The 23,066-nt window shown below is 63.7% G+C and carries 29 protein-coding genes, 2 tRNA genes and 1 pseudogene; 28 read left to right on the forward strand and 4 right to left on the reverse strand.

What is annotated here, in order from left to right; translation table 11 throughout:
* A pseudogene (locus IEY38_RS18820) lies at positions 1-73 on the forward strand (IS6 family transposase); the annotation flags it as partial.
* 624 nt (positions 74-697) lie between these two features.
* Here the strand turns inward: IEY38_RS18820 and coxB are convergent.
* Positions 698-1,459, reverse strand: coding sequence for a cytochrome c oxidase subunit II (gene coxB / locus IEY38_RS18825; RefSeq protein ID WP_188980224.1), 762 nt, complete (start codon positions 1,457-1,459; stop codon positions 698-700).
* 142 nt (positions 1,460-1,601) lie between these two features.
* Here coxB and IEY38_RS18830 point away from each other — a divergent pair, with 142 nt between their 5' ends.
* The 5 genes from IEY38_RS18830 (at position 1,602) to IEY38_RS18850 (ending at position 5,913) form a co-directional block, all read left to right on the forward strand.
* Positions 1,602-2,993 carry a heme o synthase gene (locus IEY38_RS18830; protein WP_188980226.1) on the forward strand — a complete coding sequence of 464 codons (1,392 nt, stop codon included), beginning with the start codon at positions 1,602-1,604 and terminating at the stop codon, positions 2,991-2,993.
* Positions 2,990-3,691 (forward strand): DUF7546 family protein, encoded by a 702-nt coding sequence (locus tag IEY38_RS18835; protein ID WP_188980228.1) that lies wholly within the window; start codon positions 2,990-2,992, stop codon positions 3,689-3,691. Before IEY38_RS18830 ends, IEY38_RS18835 begins: the two co-directional genes overlap by 4 nt.
* A 31-nt stretch (positions 3,692-3,722) precedes the next feature.
* Entirely contained in the window at positions 3,723-3,962 is a 240-nt protein-coding gene (locus IEY38_RS18840; protein ID WP_188980229.1) for a SelT/SelW/SelH family protein, read from the forward strand.
* A gap of 272 nt (positions 3,963-4,234) precedes the next feature.
* Positions 4,235-5,176: an ABC transporter ATP-binding protein gene (locus IEY38_RS18845; protein ID WP_188980231.1), complete on the forward strand. Its 942-nt coding sequence runs from the start codon at positions 4,235-4,237 to the stop codon at positions 5,174-5,176.
* Positions 5,173-5,913 (forward strand): ABC transporter permease, encoded by a 741-nt coding sequence (locus IEY38_RS18850; protein ID WP_188980233.1) that lies wholly within the window; start codon positions 5,173-5,175, stop codon positions 5,911-5,913. Before IEY38_RS18845 ends, IEY38_RS18850 begins: the two co-directional genes overlap by 4 nt.
* A 17-nt stretch (positions 5,914-5,930) precedes the next feature.
* Here IEY38_RS18850 and IEY38_RS18855 read toward each other — a convergent pair whose 3' ends face one another.
* The gene (locus IEY38_RS18855; RefSeq protein WP_188980235.1) at positions 5,931-6,470 is read right to left on the reverse strand and encodes a protein-tyrosine phosphatase family protein; all 540 of its coding nucleotides are present in this window, start codon (positions 6,468-6,470) and stop codon (positions 5,931-5,933) included.
* A 161-nt stretch (positions 6,471-6,631) separates the two neighbouring features.
* Between IEY38_RS18855 and cofD the strand changes: the two genes are divergently transcribed.
* The 5 genes from cofD to IEY38_RS18880 all read left to right on the forward strand — a co-directional run bounded on the left by cofD (position 6,632) and on the right by IEY38_RS18880 (position 10,211).
* Entirely contained in the window at positions 6,632-7,624 is a 993-nt protein-coding gene (gene cofD / locus IEY38_RS18860; RefSeq protein ID WP_188980237.1) for a 2-phospho-L-lactate transferase, read from the forward strand.
* Entirely contained in the window at positions 7,624-8,370 is a 747-nt protein-coding gene (locus IEY38_RS18865; protein ID WP_188980240.1) for a tRNA-dihydrouridine synthase, read from the forward strand. Before cofD ends, IEY38_RS18865 begins: the two co-directional genes overlap by 1 nt.
* Positions 8,367-9,206 carry a triphosphoribosyl-dephospho-CoA synthase gene (locus tag IEY38_RS18870; protein ID WP_188980242.1) on the forward strand — a complete coding sequence of 280 codons (840 nt, stop codon included), beginning with the start codon at positions 8,367-8,369 and terminating at the stop codon, positions 9,204-9,206. The genes IEY38_RS18865 and IEY38_RS18870 overlap by 4 nt, the downstream gene beginning before the upstream one ends.
* Positions 9,203-9,829 (forward strand): DUF447 domain-containing protein, encoded by a 627-nt coding sequence (locus tag IEY38_RS18875; RefSeq protein ID WP_188980244.1) that lies wholly within the window; start codon positions 9,203-9,205, stop codon positions 9,827-9,829. Before IEY38_RS18870 ends, IEY38_RS18875 begins: the two co-directional genes overlap by 4 nt.
* Before the next feature lie 190 nt (positions 9,830-10,019).
* Positions 10,020-10,211 carry a 30S ribosomal protein S17e gene (locus IEY38_RS18880; RefSeq protein WP_004516807.1) on the forward strand — a complete coding sequence of 64 codons (192 nt, stop codon included), beginning with the start codon at positions 10,020-10,022 and terminating at the stop codon, positions 10,209-10,211.
* 62 nt (positions 10,212-10,273) lie between these two features.
* On the opposite strand, the gene IEY38_RS18885 is transcribed toward IEY38_RS18880, so the two are convergent.
* Both IEY38_RS18885 and IEY38_RS18890 read right to left on the reverse strand, forming a co-directional pair.
* Positions 10,274-11,335 (reverse strand): Mrp/NBP35 family ATP-binding protein, encoded by a 1,062-nt coding sequence (locus IEY38_RS18885; protein ID WP_188980246.1) that lies wholly within the window; start codon positions 11,333-11,335, stop codon positions 10,274-10,276.
* 165 nt (positions 11,336-11,500) lie between these two features.
* Positions 11,501-11,800 carry a hypothetical protein gene (locus tag IEY38_RS18890; protein WP_170098241.1) on the reverse strand — a complete coding sequence of 100 codons (300 nt, stop codon included), beginning with the start codon at positions 11,798-11,800 and terminating at the stop codon, positions 11,501-11,503.
* A 216-nt stretch (positions 11,801-12,016) separates the two neighbouring features.
* On the opposite strand from IEY38_RS18890, the gene IEY38_RS18895 reads away from it, so the two are divergent.
* The 17 genes from IEY38_RS18895 (at position 12,017) to IEY38_RS18975 (ending at position 23,022) form a co-directional block, all read left to right on the forward strand.
* A tRNA-Ser gene (locus IEY38_RS18895) sits at positions 12,017-12,101 on the forward strand.
* A gap of 21 nt (positions 12,102-12,122) precedes the next feature.
* Positions 12,123-12,656: a 30S ribosomal protein S13 gene (locus IEY38_RS18900; protein ID WP_005535607.1), complete on the forward strand. Its 534-nt coding sequence runs from the start codon at positions 12,123-12,125 to the stop codon at positions 12,654-12,656.
* Positions 12,656-13,171, forward strand: a complete 516-nt coding sequence (locus IEY38_RS18905; protein WP_004593562.1) for a 30S ribosomal protein S4 — start codon at positions 12,656-12,658, stop codon at positions 13,169-13,171. The genes IEY38_RS18900 and IEY38_RS18905 overlap by 1 nt, the downstream gene beginning before the upstream one ends.
* Positions 13,168-13,557, forward strand: coding sequence for a 30S ribosomal protein S11 (locus IEY38_RS18910; protein WP_005535604.1), 390 nt, complete (start codon positions 13,168-13,170; stop codon positions 13,555-13,557). The genes IEY38_RS18905 and IEY38_RS18910 overlap by 4 nt, the downstream gene beginning before the upstream one ends.
* Before the next feature lie 3 nt (positions 13,558-13,560).
* Positions 13,561-14,340, forward strand: coding sequence for a DNA-directed RNA polymerase subunit D (locus tag IEY38_RS18915; protein ID WP_004593560.1), 780 nt, complete (start codon positions 13,561-13,563; stop codon positions 14,338-14,340).
* A gap of 104 nt (positions 14,341-14,444) precedes the next feature.
* A tRNA-Leu gene (locus IEY38_RS18920) sits at positions 14,445-14,529 on the forward strand.
* A 24-nt stretch (positions 14,530-14,553) separates the two neighbouring features.
* On the forward strand, positions 14,554-14,904 hold the full coding sequence (locus IEY38_RS18925; protein ID WP_004516800.1) for a 50S ribosomal protein L18e: 351 nt from the start codon (positions 14,554-14,556) through the stop codon (positions 14,902-14,904).
* On the forward strand, positions 14,901-15,338 hold the full coding sequence (locus IEY38_RS18930) for a 50S ribosomal protein L13 (RefSeq protein ID WP_004593558.1): 438 nt from the start codon (positions 14,901-14,903) through the stop codon (positions 15,336-15,338). The genes IEY38_RS18925 and IEY38_RS18930 overlap by 4 nt, the downstream gene beginning before the upstream one ends.
* Entirely contained in the window at positions 15,332-15,730 is a 399-nt protein-coding gene (locus IEY38_RS18935) for a 30S ribosomal protein S9 (RefSeq protein WP_004516798.1), read from the forward strand. Before IEY38_RS18930 ends, IEY38_RS18935 begins: the two co-directional genes overlap by 7 nt.
* A gap of 12 nt (positions 15,731-15,742) precedes the next feature.
* Positions 15,743-15,943, forward strand: a complete 201-nt coding sequence (locus IEY38_RS18940) for a DNA-directed RNA polymerase subunit N (RefSeq protein WP_004516797.1) — start codon at positions 15,743-15,745, stop codon at positions 15,941-15,943.
* Positions 15,940-16,113: a DNA-directed RNA polymerase subunit K gene (locus tag IEY38_RS18945; RefSeq protein ID WP_004516796.1), complete on the forward strand. Its 174-nt coding sequence runs from the start codon at positions 15,940-15,942 to the stop codon at positions 16,111-16,113. The genes IEY38_RS18940 and IEY38_RS18945 overlap by 4 nt, the downstream gene beginning before the upstream one ends.
* Before the next feature lie 2 nt (positions 16,114-16,115).
* Positions 16,116-17,321, forward strand: a complete 1,206-nt coding sequence (eno, locus tag IEY38_RS18950) for a phosphopyruvate hydratase (RefSeq protein ID WP_188980248.1) — start codon at positions 16,116-16,118, stop codon at positions 17,319-17,321.
* Positions 17,318-18,136 (forward strand): 30S ribosomal protein S2, encoded by an 819-nt coding sequence (gene rpsB / locus IEY38_RS18955; RefSeq protein WP_004593551.1) that lies wholly within the window; start codon positions 17,318-17,320, stop codon positions 18,134-18,136. Before eno ends, rpsB begins: the two co-directional genes overlap by 4 nt.
* Positions 18,137-18,236: 100 nt before the next feature.
* Positions 18,237-18,620, forward strand: a complete 384-nt coding sequence (locus IEY38_RS18960) for a DUF5518 domain-containing protein (protein ID WP_188980250.1) — start codon at positions 18,237-18,239, stop codon at positions 18,618-18,620.
* A 58-nt stretch (positions 18,621-18,678) separates the two neighbouring features.
* Positions 18,679-19,059, forward strand: a complete 381-nt coding sequence (locus IEY38_RS18965; RefSeq protein WP_188980252.1) for a DUF5518 domain-containing protein — start codon at positions 18,679-18,681, stop codon at positions 19,057-19,059.
* Between the two features lie 70 nt (positions 19,060-19,129).
* Positions 19,130-20,467, forward strand: a complete 1,338-nt coding sequence (locus tag IEY38_RS18970) for a cytochrome P450 (protein ID WP_188980254.1) — start codon at positions 19,130-19,132, stop codon at positions 20,465-20,467.
* A 374-nt stretch (positions 20,468-20,841) separates the two neighbouring features.
* Positions 20,842-23,022, forward strand: coding sequence for a PAS domain S-box protein (locus IEY38_RS18975; RefSeq protein WP_188980255.1), 2,181 nt, complete (start codon positions 20,842-20,844; stop codon positions 23,020-23,022).
* The last annotated feature ends 44 nt before the right edge of the window (positions 23,023-23,066 follow it).

The raw sequence follows: 23,066 nt of genomic DNA on the forward strand, positions 1-23,066 counted from the left end.
ACACCACTACAACCACGAACGACCGAACCAAGCACTCGACGGACGAACGCCAGCTGAGGAGATTCAGAACTAGACAGTGCCCATTTTACCAGTTGTTATGAATCGCCGACAGATCCTCTCAATCTCAGCACTTTCCATACCTCTCTCCGGTTGTGCCGAGTGGGATAGTAATGGCACAACCGAAAGTAACTCCCCAACACCGGAGGCGACAGAAACGCCGGGCAAAACCGCCACTGAGACCGGGACGTCGCCTTCCACGGTATCGACACCGGAGTGTTGGCCCTCGATGTGTGACGGGTCAAAGCTCGTAGAAGTCCAAGTCGTCGGTGGGTTCTCGGGTACTGTTGTCCTATTAGCCACATGCCAGAACAAGGAACTTTCAATTCCATCGGGGGAATCAGTCCAGATTAACCGCGATACGGACGCTCAGACCTGTCGAATTGTGCTCTCTGTTGACGGCAAGCAGGAATTCAGTGACACGGTCAACAGCCACCAGAGCGTGGATCTGACAGTCGGTTCCGACGGCGAAGTAACTGACAGATGGATCGTTCAGTAACGGACTGGCGGGCCGCTTTGGCTCTCTTACTCGACTTGGTCTGACTCCCAGTCACCGTACGGAAATACACGGTCTGCTGGACGGGTGGAATGGTCCGCAGTTCGGTCAGTTCTCGGACGGAAAAAGCCGCTCAGTTACGCGTTACTCGCCGCTGCTTTCGGAGTCGCCACCGCTCTTCTGCTCTGCCAGCCAGTCCTCGTATTCGTCCTGTGGGACGACCTCAACGGTCCCGAGCATCTGTGAGTGTCCAGAGCCACAGTATTCAGCACAGTAGAGCTGATAGGTGCCAGTGTTATCTGCGTTGGTCCGGAGGCGGTTGTACTGGCCGGGGAACGCGTCTGATTTCAGTCCAAGTCCAGGCACGTGGAACGCATGTAGCCAGTCTTTCGACGTAACCCGCAAGGATACGTCCTGATTGGCCGGTATCTTCAGGTCCGTCGTGGTGGTCACCTCCGCTTCACCGTCCCAGCTCGACTCGTTGTAGTAGAACGTCCAGCCGTACCGCTGGGCTTCGACAGTGATGAGTTCTGTGTCCTGTTCCTGCAGTGCGGCCTGGTCACCGGCCTCGGCGGTGACGTACGGGCTAGCCATCACCTGGTAGGAGGCGACGCCGACAAACAGGAGAATGATCGCCGTCGCGATGGTCCAGGTGACTTCGAGTCGGCGGTTCTCCTGCGTCGGAAGCGCCTCTTCCTGATTACGGAATCGCCAGACGGTATAGACCAGAATCCCTTCGACGAGGACCGTAATCGGGATCGCCACGTACAGGAGGTTCATGTTCAGCCCCCAGATGAGGCTATCCGTCGTCGAGTCCTGAATCTGTGCGGCGGCGGCCGGCTCGGCGGCGAGCGCGAGCAACGCAGCACCGAACAGAGCGACCAGACCGGCACGTTTCCGGGTCATGGATGCGGCTTAGGATTTCGGGGATAAATAACTGCTGTCTTCGCCGCAGGCTCCCGATTTGCAGCAATAGGGCAGCGGAGCGGCTCCAGACAGAGACAGCGGAATCGCGAGGTCTAAGTGGCCAGCATCGAAGGATACAATAATGGCAGAGAGCCGGACCTTCACCGGGCTGCTCGCCGCGACCGCCGTCGGCGTGTACTTGCTAGTTCTCGCCGGCGCGACAACGACGCTTACGGATGCGGCGGCAGCCTGTACTACATGGCCGCTGTGTGACGGACCGGTCGACGTAACGAACACGGCCCTATTAGTCGCCTGGGGACATCGACTCGTCGCAGCCGCCGTTGGACTCCTCGTTGTGGCTGTGGCCCTTATCGGGCTCCGATCCGGCTGCCGCGGCCGTGTCAAGGCAGCTATCCTCCTCGGCACCGCGCTGTACCCGGTCCAGATAGCGCTCGGCGCCGTCGTCGCGACGAGCACAGAGACGGCACTCCCCGGTGCCCACCTCGCTCTGGGAATGGGCATCTTCGGCTCGTTCGTGCTGGCTCTCGCGTGGCACCTCGAAGCTGAGACGGGCAGTGATGACGAGACCCCCGTGAAGAACCCGACGCCCGCGCCGGAACCGACCGCCGACGACACCCCCGACCGGACCCCGGCGCTTACGTTCCGCGAACGGCTCGTCGGGACTGCGTCTGCGTACTTCCGCCTGATGAAGCCCCGACTGATGTGGCTTCTGTGTCTGGTCGCTGCGGCTGGGATGGCACTCGCCGCCGGACAGACGCTCACTGTTCGGACGGTGCTGCTCACGCTCGGGGGCGGCGTCCTCTCTATCGGGGCGTCGGGGACGTTCAACCACGTCCTCGAACGCGACATCGACAAGCGCATGGACCGGACCTCGGATCGTCCCATCGCGACCCACCAGATCCCGGTCCGGAACGCGCTGGCCTTTGGCCTGCTCCTGTCGCTTGCGTCACTGTGGCTGTTCTGGCAGGTGAACGCGCTCGTAGCGGTCCTCGGACTGACCGCGATTGTGTTCTACAGCGTCATCTACACGCTCGTGTTGAAGCCCAACACCGTCCAGAACACTGTCATCGGCGGAGCCGCCGGCGCACTGCCAGCGCTCATCGGCTGGGTTGCCGCTGACGGATCGGTCGGCCTCCCGGGCGTCGTTCTCGCGGTGGTTATCTTCCTCTGGACGCCAGCCCACTTCTACAACCTCGCGCTCGCGTACAAGGACGACTACGAGGCGGGCGGTTTCCCGATGATGCCGGTCGTCCGCGGCGAGACGGAGACGCGCAAGCACATCGTCTACTATCTCGGGGCGACGCTCATCTCAGCAGGTGTTCTGGGCGTGCTCACGTCGCTTGGCTGGCTGTACGCCGTCACGTCGGTGTTGCTGGGTGCGGTGTTCCTCTGGGCCGTCATCCTGCTCCACCGCGACCAGACCGAAGCGGCGGCGTTCCGGGCGTTCCACGCGTCGAACGCATACCTCGGGGCGGTCCTGATCGCCATCGTCGTCGACGCACTGGCACTATGAGCACCACGACAGCGACTCTCAGAGATGCAGTCCCGGACACGCGCTCGCTGGTGACCTGGGCAGCCGTGTTGAACGCGGAGTTCATCCTCGTTCTGGGCTACGTCCTCAACACGGCCCAACCCGCGACGGACCCGTTCCTGCTGGTGTTCCCGTTCATCTGGCTCAACATCGCCGGTCTCGTGTTTCTGCGAGTGCGGCCGGAACTGACCGACCGCCGTCGGACGGTTGGCAGTGCGGTTATCGCTCTCGGCTATCTGCTCGTACTGGGGTACGTTGGCGGCGTGTACGGCACGGGTGGTCAGGGGACCGGCATCCGATTGGTCACGCAAGCCCCACCGGGATTCTCGCCGACGATCGTGTTCAGTGGTGCGACCCTCAGTGTGGTGCTCATCCCCTGGAAGGTCGCCGGCTATCTGGCGCTGTCGTATCTGGTGTTCGTGACCGCTGTCGACGCAAGCGGCGGTGCGGTGGGCGGCATCGTCGGCCTCTTTTCGTGTGTCTCCTGTGTCCTCCCGATCATTGCGTCGATACTGGGGGGCTTCGTGGGTGTCGGGGCAACACTGTCACAGGCGGCCCTGTCCCAGTCGTATGGGCTCTCGACGGTGGTGTTCGTCACCTCGGTCGGACTGCTGTACGGCGTCCACCGCTTCGATGTGACACTCGTCGGTCGGCTCCGAGCACTAATCGACCGACCATAGAGCTTTCAGGCCGACAGGCGTAAGGGCCGGCATGAGTTCTGTCGAAATCGAATACTGTGTTCCATGTGGGTTCCGCGAACGAGCGGTAAACGTCCAGCAAGCGATTTTATCCGGACTCGAGCGCGAACTCGACAGCGTCCGACTGGTCATGGGCGACCACGGCGTGTTCAGAATCAGCGTCGACGACGAAACCGTCTACGACAAAGCCGAGGCCAGCGACGAGTTCGACGTAGACGCTATCGTACGTGAGATCCGATCGCACGTCACGTAGCAGGCCCCACAGTGATAGTGTGCCCAATACCGCGGTGGAGCTACCAACAGTTTGTGACGACCTAGCGCACAACAAACTATTTATTGTTTTGCTGTGACATCTTCGGCAAATGGCGACGAAAACCGAGTTCTGTGACCACTGTGAAGAGACGAACCCGGTCGTCACGGACAAGCCGTGGCTCCCCGCTGTCTGTCTTGAGTGTGGCCGCAACGTGTAGCCGATAGTCGCGCGAGAACGGAACTGCTTTCGGCCACCCGACCGGACGAGGGCGCATGGACGAGGTACTGGTCGCGTCGGATGTCGGGCGGCGCTACGGCGAGACGGTCGCACTCGACGGCGTGTCGCTGACGGCGACCGCTGGAGAAGTGCTCGCGCTGGTCGGTCCCAATGGGGCTGGCAAGACCACGCTGGTACGAGCGTTGACCGGAACGACGGACGCGACTGGCGAGGTACAGCTGTTTGGCCAGTCGCCCAGAACGGTCGCCCGCGACCGAATCGGGCTGTTACCACAGTCGTTTTCGCCCCACGAGCGGCTGACAGCGCAGGAACTGCTGGAATACTATGCTGGCCTGTACGACGATACCCGCGATGTCGAGGCCGTGCTCGACGATGTCGGTCTGGCCGATACCGCGAGCACCACGTACGAGAATCTCTCGGGCGGGCAGCAGCGACGGACCTGCGTCGCGACGGCGCTGATCAACGACCCAGATCTGCTCGTACTGGACGAGCCGACGACCGGTATCGATCCGGCCGGTCGGCGTGACCTCTGGCGACTGTTGGAGGGACTCGCCGACCGCGGCGTGACGATACTCGTCACGACACACTACATGGAGGAGGCCCAGCGGCTCGCGGACCGCGTTGGCCTCCTCGCAGACGGGACGCTCATCGCACTCGACTCGCCGGAGCAGCTCGTGGCCGAGCACGGTGGCGACAGCCAGCTCATCGTCGATGGCTCCTTCGACGAAGCTGCCGTCTCAGCCATCGACTACCCGGCGGAGACAGCGATCCGGAACGGCCGGCTGGTCGTCTACGGCATCCGCCCGGAGTCTATTGGCAACATCACTGAGCAACTGGGGCAGGCGGGCATCGAGTACGACAGCCTGACCTGGAAACAGCCGGACCTAGAGGACGTGTACCTCGAACTCACCGGGACGGCTGTCGGCCAGCGCGGTGAACCACAGCAGACGGAACCGGTCGCGGGTGGTGCTCAATGAGCCGGTTGGGGCGACTCACGGCAGAGACGCGCGCGGCGTCGCTGGCCTTCCTCCGGCGACGGACGGCCGTCTTCTTCACGTTCTTTTTCCCGGTCATTATCGTCGTTATCTTCGGCGTACTGGTCCAGACTCAGCCGGGCGGTGGCGGGCTGTTCACGGAGCCGCCGAGCTTCTACGCGCCGGGGTATCTGGCCGTCGTCGTCCTGTTTACCCCGCTCTCCCGCGTCGGCAGCGAAGTGGCGCGACATCGGGACGGCAACCGCTTCGAGAAGCTGGCGACGACGCCGCTGACCCGGACCGAGTGGCTGCTGGCACAGACGCTCGTCAACGTCGTCATCATCGGTATCGCCGGTCTCCTGATTCTGGGCCTGATGGTGTGGCTCACCGGCGCGACCATCCAACCTTCGGGGCTGTTGCTCCCCTTCGTCGGCCTCGGCGTCGCGCTGTTCTGTGCCGTCGGCGCGATGCTGGGCAGTCTCGCGGACTCACAGGACGGCGTCATCGCAGCGAGCAACGGCCTCGCGCTCCCGCTGCTCTTTCTCTCGGAAACGTTCGTCCCACAGACACTCCTGCCTGCGTGGCTGCCGACGTGGCTCTCGCCGCTGACGTACTTTTCGCGCGGCGTCCGTGCGGCGACGACCGGCACTGGCGATGCGCTCGGCCCGCTTGCCGTTCTCACCGCCTGCGCTGTCGTCGGCTTTGTGATCGGTGCGCGGTTGCTCCCACGGACAGACTGAGCGCCGACCAGAATTTTCTACAGACGCGCGACTGATGATAGCAGGTCGGAAAGCTCTGCTGCAGTCGCGTTGCCCGATTTGATAGCGTCTCTGGGGTCACGACCCATCTCCTGGACGGTCTCGATGGCGCGGTCCGGGCCGTAGTCGTAATGATACACTAGCCATGCGGCGAGTACCTGTCCGGTCCTGCCGATGCCGGCCAGACAGTGAACGACGACCCGTTCCTCTGATTCGCAGGCGTCAACCAGAAACGGCAGGATCTCGTCGTGGAGGCGGTCTTGAGGAATAAGTCGGTGGTCGGGAACCGGTACGTGGCGGACTGATGACGTTCCGAAGGCCTCCCGATAGCGCCGGAGGTTAGCCCCAGCGTCGTCGAGCTGTTGGCCGGGAAGCAGACAGCAGATCCGCTCGATGTCGTGTGCCTGCATGTGTTCGATCCAATCATCGATAGCGTCCTGCTGCGTGGCGGCCGTATGCCAGCCGGGCGCACAGGAGCCGTAGACGTACTCTTCGTTGGAGGTTGCAGGCGCGAAGCGGTGTGGATTCACGATGGGCATAGCACCCGTTATCCTGCCTATCCTACCGACCCTCTTCACTCTACCCACCCAGTTCTCAGCTGTGATTCTTCGAATAGAAGTCGGTCTCTGCGGGACCACGTTCCAGCCACATCCAGTTTCAGTGACCACGTTTATACTGTCAGTTCCCCCTACGTCGAGACATGGTGACGTTTCTTGCCGGCGGGACGGGAACGCCGAAGCTCCTCGCCGGTGCCGACGACGTGTTTTCGCCGACGGCGACGACTGTCGTCGCCAACACCGGTGACGATATCGAACTGGGGGGCCACCTCGTCTGTCCGGACCTCGATACCGTCCTGTTCCTCGACGGTGAGGTGCTCGATCGAGAGACGTGGTGGGGGATCGCCGACGACACCGCCGAGACACACACTGAACTGACGCGGCTGGCCGACGCCGCCGGGCTCGACGGTGGCCCACGATACCTCCCTAACGACGCACAGACTGCGGGCCGAGACATCGCCCGCTGGCGGCGCTTCTCCGGCGTTGCGGAGTTTATGCATATCGGCGACCGGGACCGCGCAGTCCACGTCACGCGGACCTCGCTGCTTGATGAAGGGTACTCACTGACAGACGCGACGCGGACGCTTGCGGACGCGTTCGAGTTGGAGCGGACGCTGTTACCGATGAGCGACGACCCTGTCGCGTCTATCATTCACACCCCGAACGGCCAGATGCACTTTCAGGAGTGGTGGGTAGGACACGACGGAGAACCCTTGGTCGAAGACGTGGAGTTTCGTGGCTCCGAGGCGGCCAGTGCGACCGACGCAGTCCTGACCGCACTCGACGATACCGTTGTCATTGGTCCGTCGAACCCTGTGACTTCGCTCGGACCAATGCTCGCTATCGACGCCATCGAACAGGCACTGCACGAGACAACGGTCGTCGCCGTCTCGCCGTTCATCGAAGACACGGTGTTCTCGGGGCCGGCGGCTGACCTGATGGCCGGCGTCGGACTTGAGCCAAGCACCGCCGGCGTGGCCGAGGCCTACCCTTTCGCTGACGCGTTCGTACTTGACGACGACGATTCGACGCCGCTTGACGTACCGGCTGTCCGAACCGACACGACCCTCAACGACGCGGCCGACGCCGAGCGGGTGAACCGCACGGTCGAGACCGCTCTTTCGGAGGTGGCCTGATGTTCGAGCCGCGCGTTGCCCTCGCAAGTCTGAGCGGGGAGGCCGACGCGTCGTGGGCCCGCGCGGTCGAATCCCACGTCGGGTGTGCGTTCCTCGGCGGTATCGCGCTCGACGAGCGGACCCGCGAGGCCGCCCGAGCGATGACGGACCGCGACCGCTCCGAGTTCCTGCCGGACGATCCGGTCGCGTTCGTTAACGATCAATTGGCTGCGCTGGCGGATGCACCGCTGCGCCCGGCGTTCAATGTCCGAAGCGCGACACGTGACCCTGTAGCGCGTGCCGCCACCGTCTGTCAGCGCCACGACGCCATCATCGAGATCAATGCCCATTGCCGGCAGGACGAGATGTGTGCCGCCGGTGCCGGCGAGTCGCTGCTCCGGCAACCGGAACGACTGGCGGAGTTCGTGGAAGCAGCAGCGTCGACAGGGGCGCCAGTCTCGGTGAAGGGGCGTGCCGAACTCGATGGTGTTTCGCTCCCAGGCGTTGCACAGACCATCGAAGATGCCGGCGGTGACATGTTCCACATCGACGCGATGGACACGGAGTCAGTCATCGCCAACGTGGCTGCCGCCACCGACCTGTTCGTCGTGGCGAACAACGGCGTTCGCGGGACGGCGACCACACGAGAGTACCTCTCGTACGGCGCTGACGCCGTCAGCGTCGGTCGTGCGAGCGACAGGCCGGAACTACTCGGCGAAGTCCGAAAAACGACAGCGGAGTGGTTCACGTCGGAGGTGTCACCATGACCGAGCGGCCTGTTGCAGAGAACGCCCAGCTAGCACTGCTGCTGGAGGTCTCCGGCACGCCGAAACCGGGTAACGTCGACCGCGAGCGCGAGTACGACGACCTCCGGTTCGAGCACTTCATGGCCGGCGCTGTGGGGGCTCGGTCGGGTCTCGACCGTGCGGCCGAGGGCGACCCCATCGGCCCCGCGTTCGAGACAGCCATCGAAGGAATGGCAGGCCAATCCGGTGGGAATACACAATTCGGGGCGCTGCTGGTGCTCACACCGTTAGTGGCCACGGCCGCTGACGGGCGACTGTCACCGTCCGGCGCGGACGCCGTAGTCCGTGAGACGACCGTCGAGGATGCGGCGGCGTTCTACCGCGCCTTCGAGCACGTCGATGTGGCTGTCGACGACCCGCCCGACGGTCTGGAGCCGCTCGATGTCCGCCGCGGAAGCGGCGCGATCCCGGAACTCCGCGAGCGCGAGATGACGCTGTTCGACGTGATGGAGTCAAGCGCCGATGTCGATGGCGTAGCCGCCGAGTGGGTCTCCGGCTTCGAACGCGTGTTCGAGGCCAGCGAGAGGCTACTGGACGGGTCTGGGCCGGTCGCCGACCGCGCATCAGACGTGTTCCTCGAACTGCTCGCGGCGGAACCGGACACGTTCGTCGTCACGCGACAAGACCGCGAAACCGCCGAGGAGGTCCAAGAGCGGGCACAGGCCGTCCTCGACGGCGATGAAGACGCAACCAATCTCGCCGAGGAGTTCGTCCGGCGGGACATCAACCCTGGAACGACTGCGGATATCGTTGCCGGTGCGCTGTTCGTCGCGCTGGAACGGGGGCTCGACGTGTGACGGGGGCTCCTTCGACAGGCGATGGTCCGGCTTCTGGTAATTCTGAGACACAGTGGCCTGTCACGCTCGCTGGCGTCTCCGAGACCGTCGTCACCACACTGGGACCGAACGAGCGCTGGAACGTCGCGGCGCTGGGCGTCCATGCGCCGGACGGCGACGGCCCGGCCACGGCGACGACGTGGGGCCGGACCCGGACCTGGCGGAACTTCCGGGAGCGCGGGGACGGCTATGTTCAGTTCACGCGCGACCCAGTCGACTTCGTCGAGGCGGCGCTGTCGGTTCGGGAGGAAGACGACCCAGTTATCGACAGCGCGGATGCCTGGGTAGAAGTCAATGTCGAACAGCGCACTTCCGGGACGGAGGGCGACACGCAGTGGGTCGAGTGGGCGCTACACCCCGTCGATAGCACTATCAAGCGACGGGTCGTCCCGACGACGAACCGCGGCCACGCCGCCGTCGTCGAGGCGACCGTCGCGGCCTCGCGGCTGGACGTACCGAGCTACGACCGCGAAACGTTGCTGGACCGTCTCGCGTACTTCGAGTCCGTGGTCGAAACGGCCGGCAGCGAGCGCGAACGGGCGGCCTTCGAGCGCGTCCGCGATTTAGTCGACGCCGACTGGTAAGGATTCCACGCGGAATTTGGGGCAGACAGGCGACACACGGCGACCCGTGACAGACTGTGTCGCACTCCCGTGTACCCTGTCACGGCGACGGTCAGTGCATGGTTGCGGGTCGTCCCACCCCTACTGATAAACATTCGCGTGCGTGGTCCGTTCCGAACCCTTTTTGAGTGCGACCAAGCAAGTAGCGCGCATGGCAATCAAACCCGCCTACGTCAAGAAGACCGGGACGCTCCTCATGGAGCGATACCCTGACGCCTTCGGTGCAGACTTCGAACACAACAAAGACGTCGTCGAGGAACTGACCAACATCGAGTCCAAGGGTGTCCGCAACCGCATCGCCGGCTACGTCACCCGGAAGATGAACAACCCGGTCGAAGCGTAACTCGGTTCTTTCTCTCTGTCTCCCGCGATATCTGAGCGGCTGCTCCCCTCAGCCACTGCCCGCTACTGTTCGGGCTGGGCGCGCTGGCTGTCGCTCTGTCGCTTCCGGTGGATGATGCCCTGCATGTTCGCGGTGCGAGCGGCGATGTCGCGGAACGACTCGCCAACGTCGCTGTCCTCGTCGAGAACGAGCGGTTCCCCGGTCGAACCTCCCTCCCTGACTTCGGGGTCGAGCGGGATGTCGCCGAGGAACGGCATCTCCGTTTCGTCGGCGAACTCGCGGCCGCCGCCGCTGCCGAAGATGTCGTGCGTGCCACCACAGTCCGGACAGACGAACGACGACATGTTCTCGACGATGCCCAGCACGGGGGTTTCGTGGCGACCGAACATCCGGAGTCCCTTCCGGGCGTCGTCGAGCGCGACCTCTTCCGGCGTGGTGACGATGACAGCCCCGGAGACGGGCACCTGCTGGAGCATCGTCAACTGCGTGTCGCCGGTCCCCGGTGGCAGGTCGACGACCATGTAGTCGAGTTCGCCCCAGAGCACGTCATCCCACAGTTGCGTGAGGACGTTGTCGACCATCGGACCACGGAAGATGACCGGATCGTCCTTGCCGACGAGGAAGTCCATGCTCATCAGCTTCATTCCGTGTTTCTCGACGGGAATGATCTCCTCGTCCTCTGTCGCACGCGGCTGCTCGTCCGCATCGAGCATCCGCGGGACGTTCGGCCCGTACACGTCGGCGTCGAACAAGCCAACCCGGGCACCAAGCCGCGAGAGGCCGGCAGCGAGGTTCACTGCGACGGTCGACTTGCCGACGCCGCCCTTGCCCGAGGCGACGGCGATGACGTTCTTGACCTTCGGCAGCGGGTCCTCCGCTTCCGGGACGCCGCGGTCGACACTCGCCGAGAGGTCGATCTCGCGGTCCATGTCGCCCAGCGCCTCGCGGACCTCGTTCGCGATGCTCGTCTCCGTCGGCGAGTACGGCGCACCGAGCGCCAAGTCGATGCTGACCTCGTCGTCAGTCACGTCGATGCTGTTGATCAGCCCGAGCGAGACGATATCGTCCCCAAGATCCGGGTCCTCGACCGCTTGCAGGCGCTCGCGTACGTCATCTGTATTCATGCACAGGGTTAGGCTCCGGAGGTGCGATAAGGATTGTGACACCGCCGGACACGGCAGTAACCGAATTGGCGGCATCGAGATGTGCTGGCTCCAGTTATCGTAGCTCCCGCGTACGCAAGCGCACGAGGTCGAGTAATAAAGATCGGTACAGCAGCCGTCTCGGACTCAAGGGCGTCGAAACACGTAGACGCCGCCGTCGTCAAGTTCGGCGCGTAGCTCACCGCTGTCGTGGTCGAACACGAGCCGCTCCGGCGTCCCGGCAAAGGAGTGTAGCGGCATACCGGTGTCTATCGCGCCGTCGGGGGCCACTGTGACGTGTGTGCGGCCGCCGAAGTCGGCCCGGAGCGTTCCGTCGTCCGCCTCGGTCACGGCGTCCGGTCCCGCGAACCGTTCCAGCTGGCCGCGAACCGCCGTTCGGTCGGTCGGGTCGATGCCACCGCCGCCGTCGGTGATATGTCGGCGCATACGTTGACATGTGGTCCCAGTGACGAGTGTATTATGCCGGCCCCGTCAACGACCTGAGGCCTGCTACTCCATGCCCCAGTGGGTATGCCTTACAATCACGCGCCCGGACCCCTTCGTTGCGTTTAAATACAACCCCGGAATAGAATCGGATAGACTCGTGTAGGGGGACCGGCCCCCGAGTCCGCGTGCTGCGGGCGCGAGTGTCATAGAACGCGTGTCGTGGTAGCCAAGCCTGGCCCAAGGCGCAGGGTTGCTAACTCTGTGGCGTACAGCCTCCGGGGTTCGAATCCCCGCCACGACGCTCACCCATCAGTACCTACATATGAGTGCAGAAGACCCCAACGCGGGCGAGGACGCGGATGCCGAAGAGGAGGAGGACATCCGCTATTTCGTCCGTATCGGACAGACAGACCTCGACGGGACGAAATCCGTCGAGCGAGCACTGACAGAACTGAACGGTATCGGCCACCGGGCCGCCCGAATTATCGCCCAGAAGGCGGACGTCGACCGGCGCGCTGTCTTCGGCAAGCTCGACGACGACGTTATCGAGCGCGTCGTCGACCGCGTCGAAAACTTCGCCGACGATGTGCCCGAGTGGATGACCAACCACCAGAAGGACTACTTCACTGGTGAGACCACCCACGAGACCGGCAACGACCTCCAGCTTACCCGCCGGCAGGACATCAACCGCATGAAGATGATCGACTCCTACCGCGGTGTCCGCCACAAGCGCGGCCAGAAGGTCCGTGGACAGCGTACCAAGTCCACTGGCCGAACGGAGGGGACCATCGGCGTCAACGTCGAGGCGATCAAGGAAGAGCAGGCTGAGGAAGCCGCTGCGGAGGATGACGAATAATGGCGCTTGGTTCAAACACGAAGTTCTACGAGACGCCGAATCATCCCTTCCAGGGCGAGCGCATCGCCGACGAGGCCAACCTCATCGGCCGCTACGGCCTGAAGAACAAAGAAGAGCTCTGGCGCGCACAGTCCGAGCTCCGTGGCTACCGCCGTGAGGCCCGGAAGCTGCTGGGCAGTGCTGGCGAGCACGAGACCGAGTCCGAGGAGTTCCTCGCTCGGCTCAAGCGCTACGGCATCCTCAACGAGCAGGACCAGCTCGACGACGTGCTGTCGCTCGACGTGACCGACGTGCTAGAACGCCGCCTGCAGACGGTCGTCTACCGCAAGGGCTACGCGAACACGCCCGAGCAGGCTCGTCAGTTCATCGTCCACGGACACATCGTGCTGGACGACGCTCGCGTCACCCGACCCGGCATGACGGTCGAAACCGCCGTCGAGAGCTCGGTCGGCTTCGACGAGCACAGTTCGCTGTCGGACGAACTCCATCCTGAGCGCGCGGAGGCCCAAGAATGAGCGAAGACACCGAAGACATCTGGGGCATCGCCCACGTGCACGCATCGTTCAACAACACGATCATCACCATCACCGACCAGACCGGCGCGGAGACGCTCGCGAAGAGCTCCGGCGGGACGGTCGTCAAGCAGAACCGCGACGAAGCGTCGCCGTACGCGGCGATGCAGATGGCCGAGGTCGTTGCGGAGAAGGCCCTCGACCGTGGCGTCGAAGGCGTCGACGTTCGGGTCCGCGGTCCCGGCGGCAACCTCCAGACCTCGCCCGGTCCGGGTGCGCAGGCGACGATCCGCGCACTCGCCCGAGCGGGCCTGGAGATCGGTCGCATCGAGGACGTCACGCCGACCCCGCACGACGGCACTCGTGCACCCAAGAACTCCGGATTCTAACCAATGACACAGGACTACGAGGTTGAGTTCGTCGAACGCGGCGAGCGCGAGGCCCGCATCCTCGTGCGCGGCATCACGCCGGCTTTCGCCAACGGCATCCGGCGAGCGATGGTCGCGGACGTACCGACGTTCAGTATCGACACCGTCCGCGTCATCGAGAACACCAGCGTGATGTTTAACGAGCAGATCGGTCTCCGACTGGGACTGGTCCCGCTGACGACCGACCTCGACGACTTCGAGATCGGGGACGAGGTGACGCTGTCGCTGTCCGTCGACGGGCCGGCCACGGCCTACTCCAGTGACCTCGTCTCCTCGGACCCGATGGTCGAGGCGGCCGACGACAACATCCCGATCATCGATCTCAAGGAGGGCCAACGTCTCGAAGTCGAGGCCGACGCCGTCCTCGATACCGGTCGGGAACACGCCAAACATCAGGGCGGCGTGGCCGTCGGCTACCGACACCTCCAGCAGGTGGAGGTCGTCGGCGACCTCGGCGAGTTCGAGGACGACGATCCGAACATCCTGCGTGGCGTCATCGAAGAGCAGGCGGCCGAACACGCCGCCGGCGACGCTACCAACGGCGAACTCGTCGCGACAGACGAGTTCGACAACGACCTCCGGAACCGATACCCCGGCAAAGACGTCGAGGTCTCTGACGTGCCGAACGCGTTCGTGTTCCACGTCGAGACGGACGGGTCGTTCACCACCGAGGAACTGGTCCTGCGCGCGGTCGAGACGCTGCGTGACCGCGCGACCGAACTGAAAGACGCAGTCCAGCTGTAACGATACAATGCCCCGACACACCCCACCACTACCGATGACCGCCCGCTCCCCGAGCGCGAGGACCGAAAGGGGTTTTACGGGGCACGCAAAACGAACAATCGCGCGCAGGGATAGCCAAGTTTGGCCAACGGCGCAGCGTTCAGGGCGCTGTCCCGTAGGGGTCCGCAGGTTCAAATCCTGCTCCCTGCACTTTTCCCACAACGGAGGAATCATATGAGTAAGACGAACCCGAGACTCAGTAGTCTCATCGCCGACCTGAAGTCAGCCGCCCGCAGTTCGGGCGGTGCTGTCTGGGGCGACGTCGCCGAGCGCTTAGAAAAGCCACGGCGCACACACGCGGAAGTCAACCTCGGCCGTATCGAACGATACGCCCAGGAGGACGAAACCGTTGTTGTGCCCGGCAAGGTGCTTGGCTCCGGTGTCCTGCAGAAGGACGTCACCGTCGCCGCTGTCGACTTCTCCGGAACCGCCGAGACGAAGATCGACCAGGTTGGAGAGGCTGTATCACTCGAACAGGCAATCGAAAACAACCCAGAAGGCTCCCACGTCCGGGTGATCCGATGAGCGTCGCAGAGTTCGACGCGGATGTCATCGTTGACGCCCGCGACTGTATCATGGGCCGCGTCGCATCACAGGTCGCCGAACAGGCACTCGACGGCGAGACGGTCGCCGTCGTCAACGCCGAACGCGCCGTGATCACCGGCCGAGAGGAGCAGATCGTAGAAAAGTACGAGAAACGTGTCGACATCGGTAACGACAACGGGTACTTCTACCCCAAGCGACCGGACGGCATCTTCAAACGCACCATCCGTGGCATGCTGCCCCACAAGAAGCAGCGTGGCCGCGAGGCGTTCGAGAGCGTCCGTGTCTACCTCGGCAACCCATACGACGAGGACGGCGAGGTCCTAGACGGCACGTCGCTTGACCGACTGTCGAACATCAAGTTCGTCACGCTGGGCGAGATCAGCGAAACGCTTGGAGCGAACAAGACATGGTAACGAACACGTCTGGCAAGAAGAAGACCGCCGTCGCCCGCGCAACCGTTCGTGAGGGCGAGGGCCGCGTGCGTATCGACTCGCAGCCGGTCGAACTCGTCGACCCCGAGCTGGCGCAGCTCAAGATGCTGGAACCGTTCCGCATCGCAGAGGACGATCTCCGCGGCGAGGTCGACGTCGAAGTGTCCGTCGAAGGTGGCGGCGTCATGGGGCAGGCAGATGCCGCCCGAACCGCCATCGCTCGCGGACTTGTCGACCACACTAACGATGCCGAACTCCGTGACGCGTTCATGGAGTTCGATCGCTCGCTGCTGGTCAACGATGTTCGCCAGTCCGAACCCAAGAAGTGGGGCGGCCCCGGTGCGCGGGCCCGCTACCAGAAATCGTACCGCTAAGGTGATACAGGTATGATGGTACCGGTTCGGTGTTTCACGTGCGGTAACGTCGTCGGCGAGCACTGGGAGGAGTTCAAGGCCCGCACCCGCGAGGCCGAGGAGCCTGAGGACCCGGAGAAGGTCCTCGACGAACTCGGCGTCGAGCGGCACTGCTGTCGCCGGATGCTCGTCTCGCACAAAGACCTCGTCGACATCGTCTCACCCTACCAATGAACGCACAGGAAAGCCGCTACGAGAAGGCCCGCAAGCTCGGCGCGCGAGCGCTGCAGTTGGCCCACGGTGCTCCCGTGCTCATCGAGACGGAACACACCCAGCCGATACTCATCGCCGCCGAGGAGTACGACGCTGGCGTCCTACCGTTTACGGTCAACAGGAGTGACTAACGATGACGCTCATCACTGACATCCGACTCCGCCGCGTCCTCGACTCCCGCGGGAACGCGACTGTCGAGGCCGACGTCCTCACCGAGAGTGGGGGCTTCGGTCGTGGCAAGGCACCGAGCGGCGCAAGCACGGGCGAGTACGAGGCCATCGAGCTCCCCGCCAACGAGGCCATCGCCAAGGCCCGCGAGGAGGCACTCCCGCGACTCATCGGTGAGGTCCACGCCGGGAACCAGCGCGATGTCGACGCGGCGCTCCACGCCGCCGACGGCACCGACGACTTCTCCGGCATCGGAGCCAACAGCGCCGTCGCCATCTCGATGGCGGCCGCCAAGGCCGGGGCCGACGTGTTGGGCGCACCGCTGTACCAGCATCTCGGCGGCACGTTCCGGGGCAACGAGTACCCGACGCCGCTGGGCAACATCATCGGTGGCGGCGAGCACGCCGCGGATGCCACGAACATTCAGGAGTTCCTCGCGGCCCCCGTCGGCGCGCCGAGCGTCGAAGAGGCTGTCTTCGCCAACGCCGCGGTCCATCAGGAGGTCTATGACATCCTGGCCGACCGCGACCTGCCAGCGGGCAAGGGCGACGAAGGAGCCTGGGCACCGTCCGTCTCGGACGACGAAGCGTTCGAGATCATGGACGAGGCCGTCGAGACTGTCGCCGACGACTTCGGCTTCGCAATCTCCTTTGGTCTCGACGTCGCTGGCGCGGAACTCTACGACGACGAGGCGGACGGCTACGTCTACGACGACGGCGTCAAGTCCACCGAAGAGCAGATAGAGTACATCGCCGGGAAGGTCGAGGAGTACGACCTCGTCTACGTCGAGGACCCACTCGACGAGAACGATTATGAGGCCTTCGCGGACCTGACCGCACAGGTCGGTGACCAGACGCTCGTCTGTGGCGACGATCTGTTCGTCACCAACGTCGAGCGCCTGCAGGCCGGTATCAACGCCGACGCCGGGAACTCCATCCTGATCAAGCCGAACCAGATCGGGACGCTCACCGACGCTGTCGACGCCATCGAACTGGCGACGGCAAGCGGCTACGAGTCCGTCGTCTCCCATCGCAGCGGAGAGACGGAAGACACGACGATCGCACACCTCGCTGTCGCCACTGACGCACCGTTCATCAAGACCGGCGCGGTCGGCGGCGAGCGCACAGCCAAGCTGAACGAACTAATCCGTATCGAGGACAACGCAGTATGAGCGGCAACGAAAAAGAAGGTCTCGACGCGTCCGATTCCGACTTCGACCCGTCCGACGAGGACGACGAAGCGGTCGACGCGGAGACCGAAACGGAAGCCGAACAGCCCGCCGACGACGCCGAAGAGGCGACAGAGGCCGAACCAACCGACGACACGGACGCCGATGAAGCGGCCGACGCCGACGAGGCCGCCGGCCCACAGTTGGACGAGGACGTCATGCCCGACGAGCAGTCGGAAGCCGACCTCCTCATCCCTGTTGAGGACTACCTCGGTGCCGGTGTCCACATCGGGACCCAGCAGAAGACCCAGGACATGGAGCGGTTCATCCACCGCGTCCGGACCGACGGGCTCTACGTGCTGGACGTTTCGATGACCGACGAGCGCATCCGCACCGCCGCGGACTTCCTCGCCAACTACGAGCCGGAGCAGATTCTGGCCGCGTCGTCGCGCCAGTACGGCCGGTTCCCGGCCGAGAAGTTCGCCGAAGCGATCGGCGCGCGCGTCCGCACCGGCCGGTTCATCCCCGGCACGCTGACCAACCCCGACTACGACGGCTACATCGAGCCTGACATCGTGGTCGTCACCGACCCGATCGGTGACGCCCAGGCTGTCAAGGAGGCCATCACGGTCGGCATCCCGGTCATCGCGATGTGTGACTCCAACAACACCACGTCGAACGTCGATCTGGTGGTCCCGACGAACAACAAGGGGCGCAAAGCGCTGTCGGTCGTCTACTGGCTGCTGGCCAACGAGACGCTCGACCGCCGCGGTGCCGAGCCGACGTACGGACTCGACGACTTCGAGTCCGACCTCTAACGTCGCTGAACTGTTTCGTTTTCTCAATACTGGGGTGCGAGTCGCAACGCCGGAGACACCAACACAAAACCTACCACGAGCCCCGGAGTAGCTCTGGGCAATGGGAGAGGGAGACACCTTTGTCAACGCCGTTATCGGAGCTGTCGCGACTGCGCTGCTGAGTGGGTTCGTTCCGCTCGCGCCGTTGCTCGGTGGTGGCCTCGCCGGCTATCTCGAAGGCGGTAAGCGAGCCGACGGGGTTCGCGTCGGGTTCCTGTCCGGCGTCATCGGACTGGCCATCTCGCTGGTCTTCTTCGTAGTCGTATTCGTCTTTCTGGCCGCGTTGCTGGCGTTCGTTCCCGATGCTCTGGGCGTGTTCGGCGCGATGGGGCTGTTCGTACTCGTTCTGGGAACACTTACGACGGCCGCGTACTTCCTTGGTCTGAGCGCCCTCGGCGGCTGGCTGGGTAACTACGTCAAGTACGACACGACCATCGGCGACTGACTGGCCAGTTGCGCTGTCGGTAACTACATCACTGCGGCCGCCACTACTGCGAACGCATATGCGCGAGTCGGTGACAAACGCCGGTATTGGGGCACTGGTGACGGTTGCACTGTCGTTTATCCCCTTTTCATCCGTGGCTGGCGGTGCTGTGGCCGCGGCGAACAACGGCGGCGGCTACTGGACAGGGCTCTGGCTGGGAACGCTGGCCGGCGTCTGCGCGATGGTCCCCCTGCTTGCGCTCTTCATTCCGGCGCTGTACATCGCCGGCCTCCTCGGGTTCGGGATTCCGCCCGGAGCACCCGGATACGACCTGTTTCTGGCGCTTGTGTTCGCGTTCTTTCTGCTGTACACTGTCGGTCTCAGTGCCCTCGGTGGTCTCGGCGGCGTCTGGGTAAGGGGACACACCGACTGGCAACTAGACGCCGATCGCTGGCTCTAAACGTGCCTGAACCGCTCTCTTCCCGACATTTGGCATACCATTCAAGCGTGTCCGACACTAACGGTAGTCGATGTCAAAGACGCCGCCCGGACCGAAGGGCGAACCGTTGTTCGGCAGTAGTCGCACGTACGCTCGGGACCCGTTCCGGTTCATCTCGGCGCTGGAGCGGGCCTACGGCGACGTGGCCCGATTCGACATGGGGCCGATGGATACGGTCATGCTCTGTGACCCGACAGCAATCGAGCGCGTGCTGGTTTCGGAGGCAGACCGGTTCCGCAAACCCGACTTTCAGGGAGATGCGCTCGGGGATCTGCTGGGTGACGGACTGCTGTTGAGCGAAGGCGAGACGTGGGAGCAGCAGCGAAAGCTCGCCAACCCCGCGTTCTCGATGGCACGACTGTCGGGGATGGCCGACCGCATCACCGACCACGCGGAGGACCGTATCGCCGACTGGTCACACGGTGATGTCATCGACGCCGAGCAGTCGATGACCCGGGTCACGCTAGACGTGATTCTGGACCTGATGATGGGCGTTGAACTCTCCGAGCAGCGAGTCCAGACCATTGAGGAGCAACTGCTGCCGCTGGGTCAACGGTTCGAACCGGACCCCATCCGGTTCGCCATGCCAGAGTGGATGCCAATGCCCGACGACGCCGAGTTCAACCGCGCCGTGCGGACACTGGACGAGGTGCTGGACGACATTATCGATGTCCGCGAGGACTCGCTCGGGACGGATGAGGACGGTCCGATGGACTTCCTGTCGGTGCTCCTGCGTGCCCGCGACGAGGGGAACCAGTCGCCCGAGCAACTCCGCGACGAGATGATGACGATGCTGCTTGCGGGCCACGACACGACGGCACTGACGCTGACCTACACCTGGTTCCTGCTGTCGGAACATCCCGAGGTCGAACAGCGCGTCCACGAGGAACTGGACGAGGTCATCGGCGACGACCGGCCGGGGATGGAACACGTCCGCGAACTGGACTACCTCGAATGGGTGATCCAAGAGGCGATGCGGCTCTACCCGCCCGTGTACACCATCTTCCGGGAGCCGACCGAGGACGTGACCCTGTCCGGCTACGAGGTCGAGGCGGGAACGACGCTGATGGTCCCACAGTGGGGCGTTCACCGCTCCGAGCGGTTCTACGACGACCCCGAGACGTTCGACCCGGAGCGCTGGAAGCCCGAGCGGGCCAGCGAACGCCCGCGGTTCGCCTACTTCCCGTTCGGTGGTGGCCCGCGCCACTGCATCGGGAAGCACCTCGCCATGCTTGAAGCGCAACTCATCACCGCAACGACGGCCAGCCAGTACCGACTAGAGTTCCAGGGAGAGACACCCCTTGAGCTGTTGCCGTCGCTGACCGCCCATCCCCGGCAGAAAATGTCCATGCGCGTGCAGGAACGGTAACACGCACGCCGACACGACCGCTCCGGCGTCGTTGCCGGTTGCTACAGAGTAGGTTCGGCGTGCCAGTTGATTTGGTCACCAGCTATTTACTGCAGAGTCCCGTGTAAGCGTGCAAGAACAGCGGCCCTGCACGTCGCACCGGTGACCGATTTCAGCCTCGGTCACTACGGGAAGACCACGACCGCAACTAATTACCTACCCATCATGACACTGCTGCAGACCATCTCTGGCGACAATCGTCACACGCTGTTTGCAGTCGTCCTGCGCCCGGCCCTGTCTATAGACCGTTCACAGAGCTACATCGCTCCGGTAATCCTTGGTCAGTGGAGTGACAGCTATCCCGGCGCAACCACCGGACTTGAACGGGATTCCGAATGACGCCTGAAACCGCTGGCGTCGGGGACGCCAGGGTCAAGGTCCTCTACGTTGGCACCGATTCGGACGACACCGTGACGCTGTCGACGGCTCTCGAACGCGAGTGCGACAGTCTCACGGTCGAAACGGTGCGTACTGCTACCGAAGCTGTGGCGAGGTTGGCTGACGATACCGTAGACTGCCTCGTCTCCGACTACGACCTGCCCGAACGGAACGGCATCGAGCTTCTGGAAACGGTCCGCGACGAGTACCCGGCCCTGCCGTTTATCATTTACACCGCACAGGGGAGCGAGGCAGTCGCCAGCGAGGCAATTTCGGCCGGTGTCACGGACTACCTCAGGAAAGAGCCGGGTGCTGAACAGTATGCCGGGCTGGTGAACCGAATCAGAGACGCCGTCGACCACTCCCGCTCACAGCAGGCGGTCAGCGAGCGGAACCGAGCGCTCCAGAGCTACGAGCGGATGGTCAACTCCATGCAGGAGGCAGCCTGTATTTACGATGCCGAAGACCGGTTCGAAATCGTCAACGAGACCATCGCAGAGTGGTACGACACGACGCGCAATGAGCTCGAAGGACAGACCAGTAGACTCGTTCCGCGTATTCGAGCCGAGGGTGAGACAGACTGGTATCAGGAACTGCTCGACGGAACGCGGGAGAAACTTAGCGGCGAAATCGAAACGGAGTTCCCCGGCCACGGACACGCGGTGGTCGCGTACCAACTAACGCCGCTGGTCGTCGATGGTACTATCGACGGCATCGTCGGCGTAGCTCGTGATGTTACCGAGCAAAAAGAGCGCGAACAGGAGCTACTCCGGAACAAACGCGCGATAGACGAGGCCCCGGTCGGCGTCACCATCACTGACCCCAACCGGCTGGACAATCCGCTGATCTACGCTAACGACCACTACCGAGAGCTGACTGGCTACTCGCTCCCGGAGCTGCTCGGGAAGAACTGCCGAATACTCCAGGGCGAGAACACCGACCCGGAGCCTGTCGACGCACTACGGGACGCTATCGACGCAGGGGAGCAGGTGTCGGTCGAACTCCGGAACTATCGAAAGGACGGGACGGAATTCTGGAATCGGGTTCGGGTCGCGCCGGTTCGCGACGACGACGGCACAGTCGTCAACTACGTCGGGTTCCAGCAGGATATCACTGAGCGGAAACGTCGTGAGAAACGGTTAGAGGAAACGTCGTCGCGGCTCGAAGCCCTCTTCGAGAACTCGCCCGACATGATCGACGTGTTAGACGCCGACGGCACGATTTGCGACGTGAACCGGCGGTTCTGCGCGGAACTGGGGTACGACGAAAGCGAGGTACTTGGACGGCCGATCTGGGAATTCGACCAGACGTTCGACGCCGAGGACGTGCAGACCCAGCTTTCCGGGTTCAGTATCGACGAGCGCTGCAAGTTCGAAGGCCTGTACGAACGCCGCGACGGGTCGACGATGCCGGTCGAAGTACATCTGCTCCGACTTGCCCTCGACGGCGAGGGCCGGTTCCTGGCGATCAGCCGTGATATCACGGAGCGCAAGGAACGCGAGCAGGAACTCGAACAGCAAAACGAACAGCTCGAACAGTTCGCAAGCGTCGTCAGCCACGACCTGCGGAACCCGCTGACCGTCGCGCGCGGACAGCTCGAACTACTGCGTGAGGAGTCCGATAGCGAGCATATCGACGCAATCGACAGCGCACACCAGCGCATGGATACGCTCATCGACGACCTGCTCACGCTCGCACGCGACGGCGCGTCACCTGCGTCGCCCGTCGTGGTCGACCTCGAACCGTTCGTCCAGACGTGCTGGCAAAACGTCGATACGAGAGCCGCGACGCTTCATACTGACATAGACCGGTCCATCCGCGCCGACGAGAGCCGCCTCCGACAACTGTTCGAGAATCTCGTCCGCAACGCGATCGAACACGGCGGTGACGATGTGACCGTGACCGTGGGCGAACTGCCCGACGGCTTCTACGTCGCGGACGACGGTCACGGCATCCCTGTGGCCGACCACGGAGACGTGTTTGACGCCGGCTACTCGACAGCAGCCGAGGGGACGGGCTTCGGCCTGAGCATCGTGAAACAGGTCGCTGACGCCCACGGCTGGACGGTCCGGGTAGTCAGTGGGACCGACGGCGGCGCACGGTTCGAATTTACCGACGTTGACACTGTGTCTGAATAGGGCTCCGACAGTCGTCCCGACTGTCGACTCCGAAAACGCCTAAC

Source organism: Haloarcula sebkhae, assembly GCF_014647415.1.
In the GTDB taxonomy this organism is placed as follows: Archaea; Halobacteriota; Halobacteria; order Halobacteriales; family Haloarculaceae; genus Haloarcula; species Haloarcula sebkhae.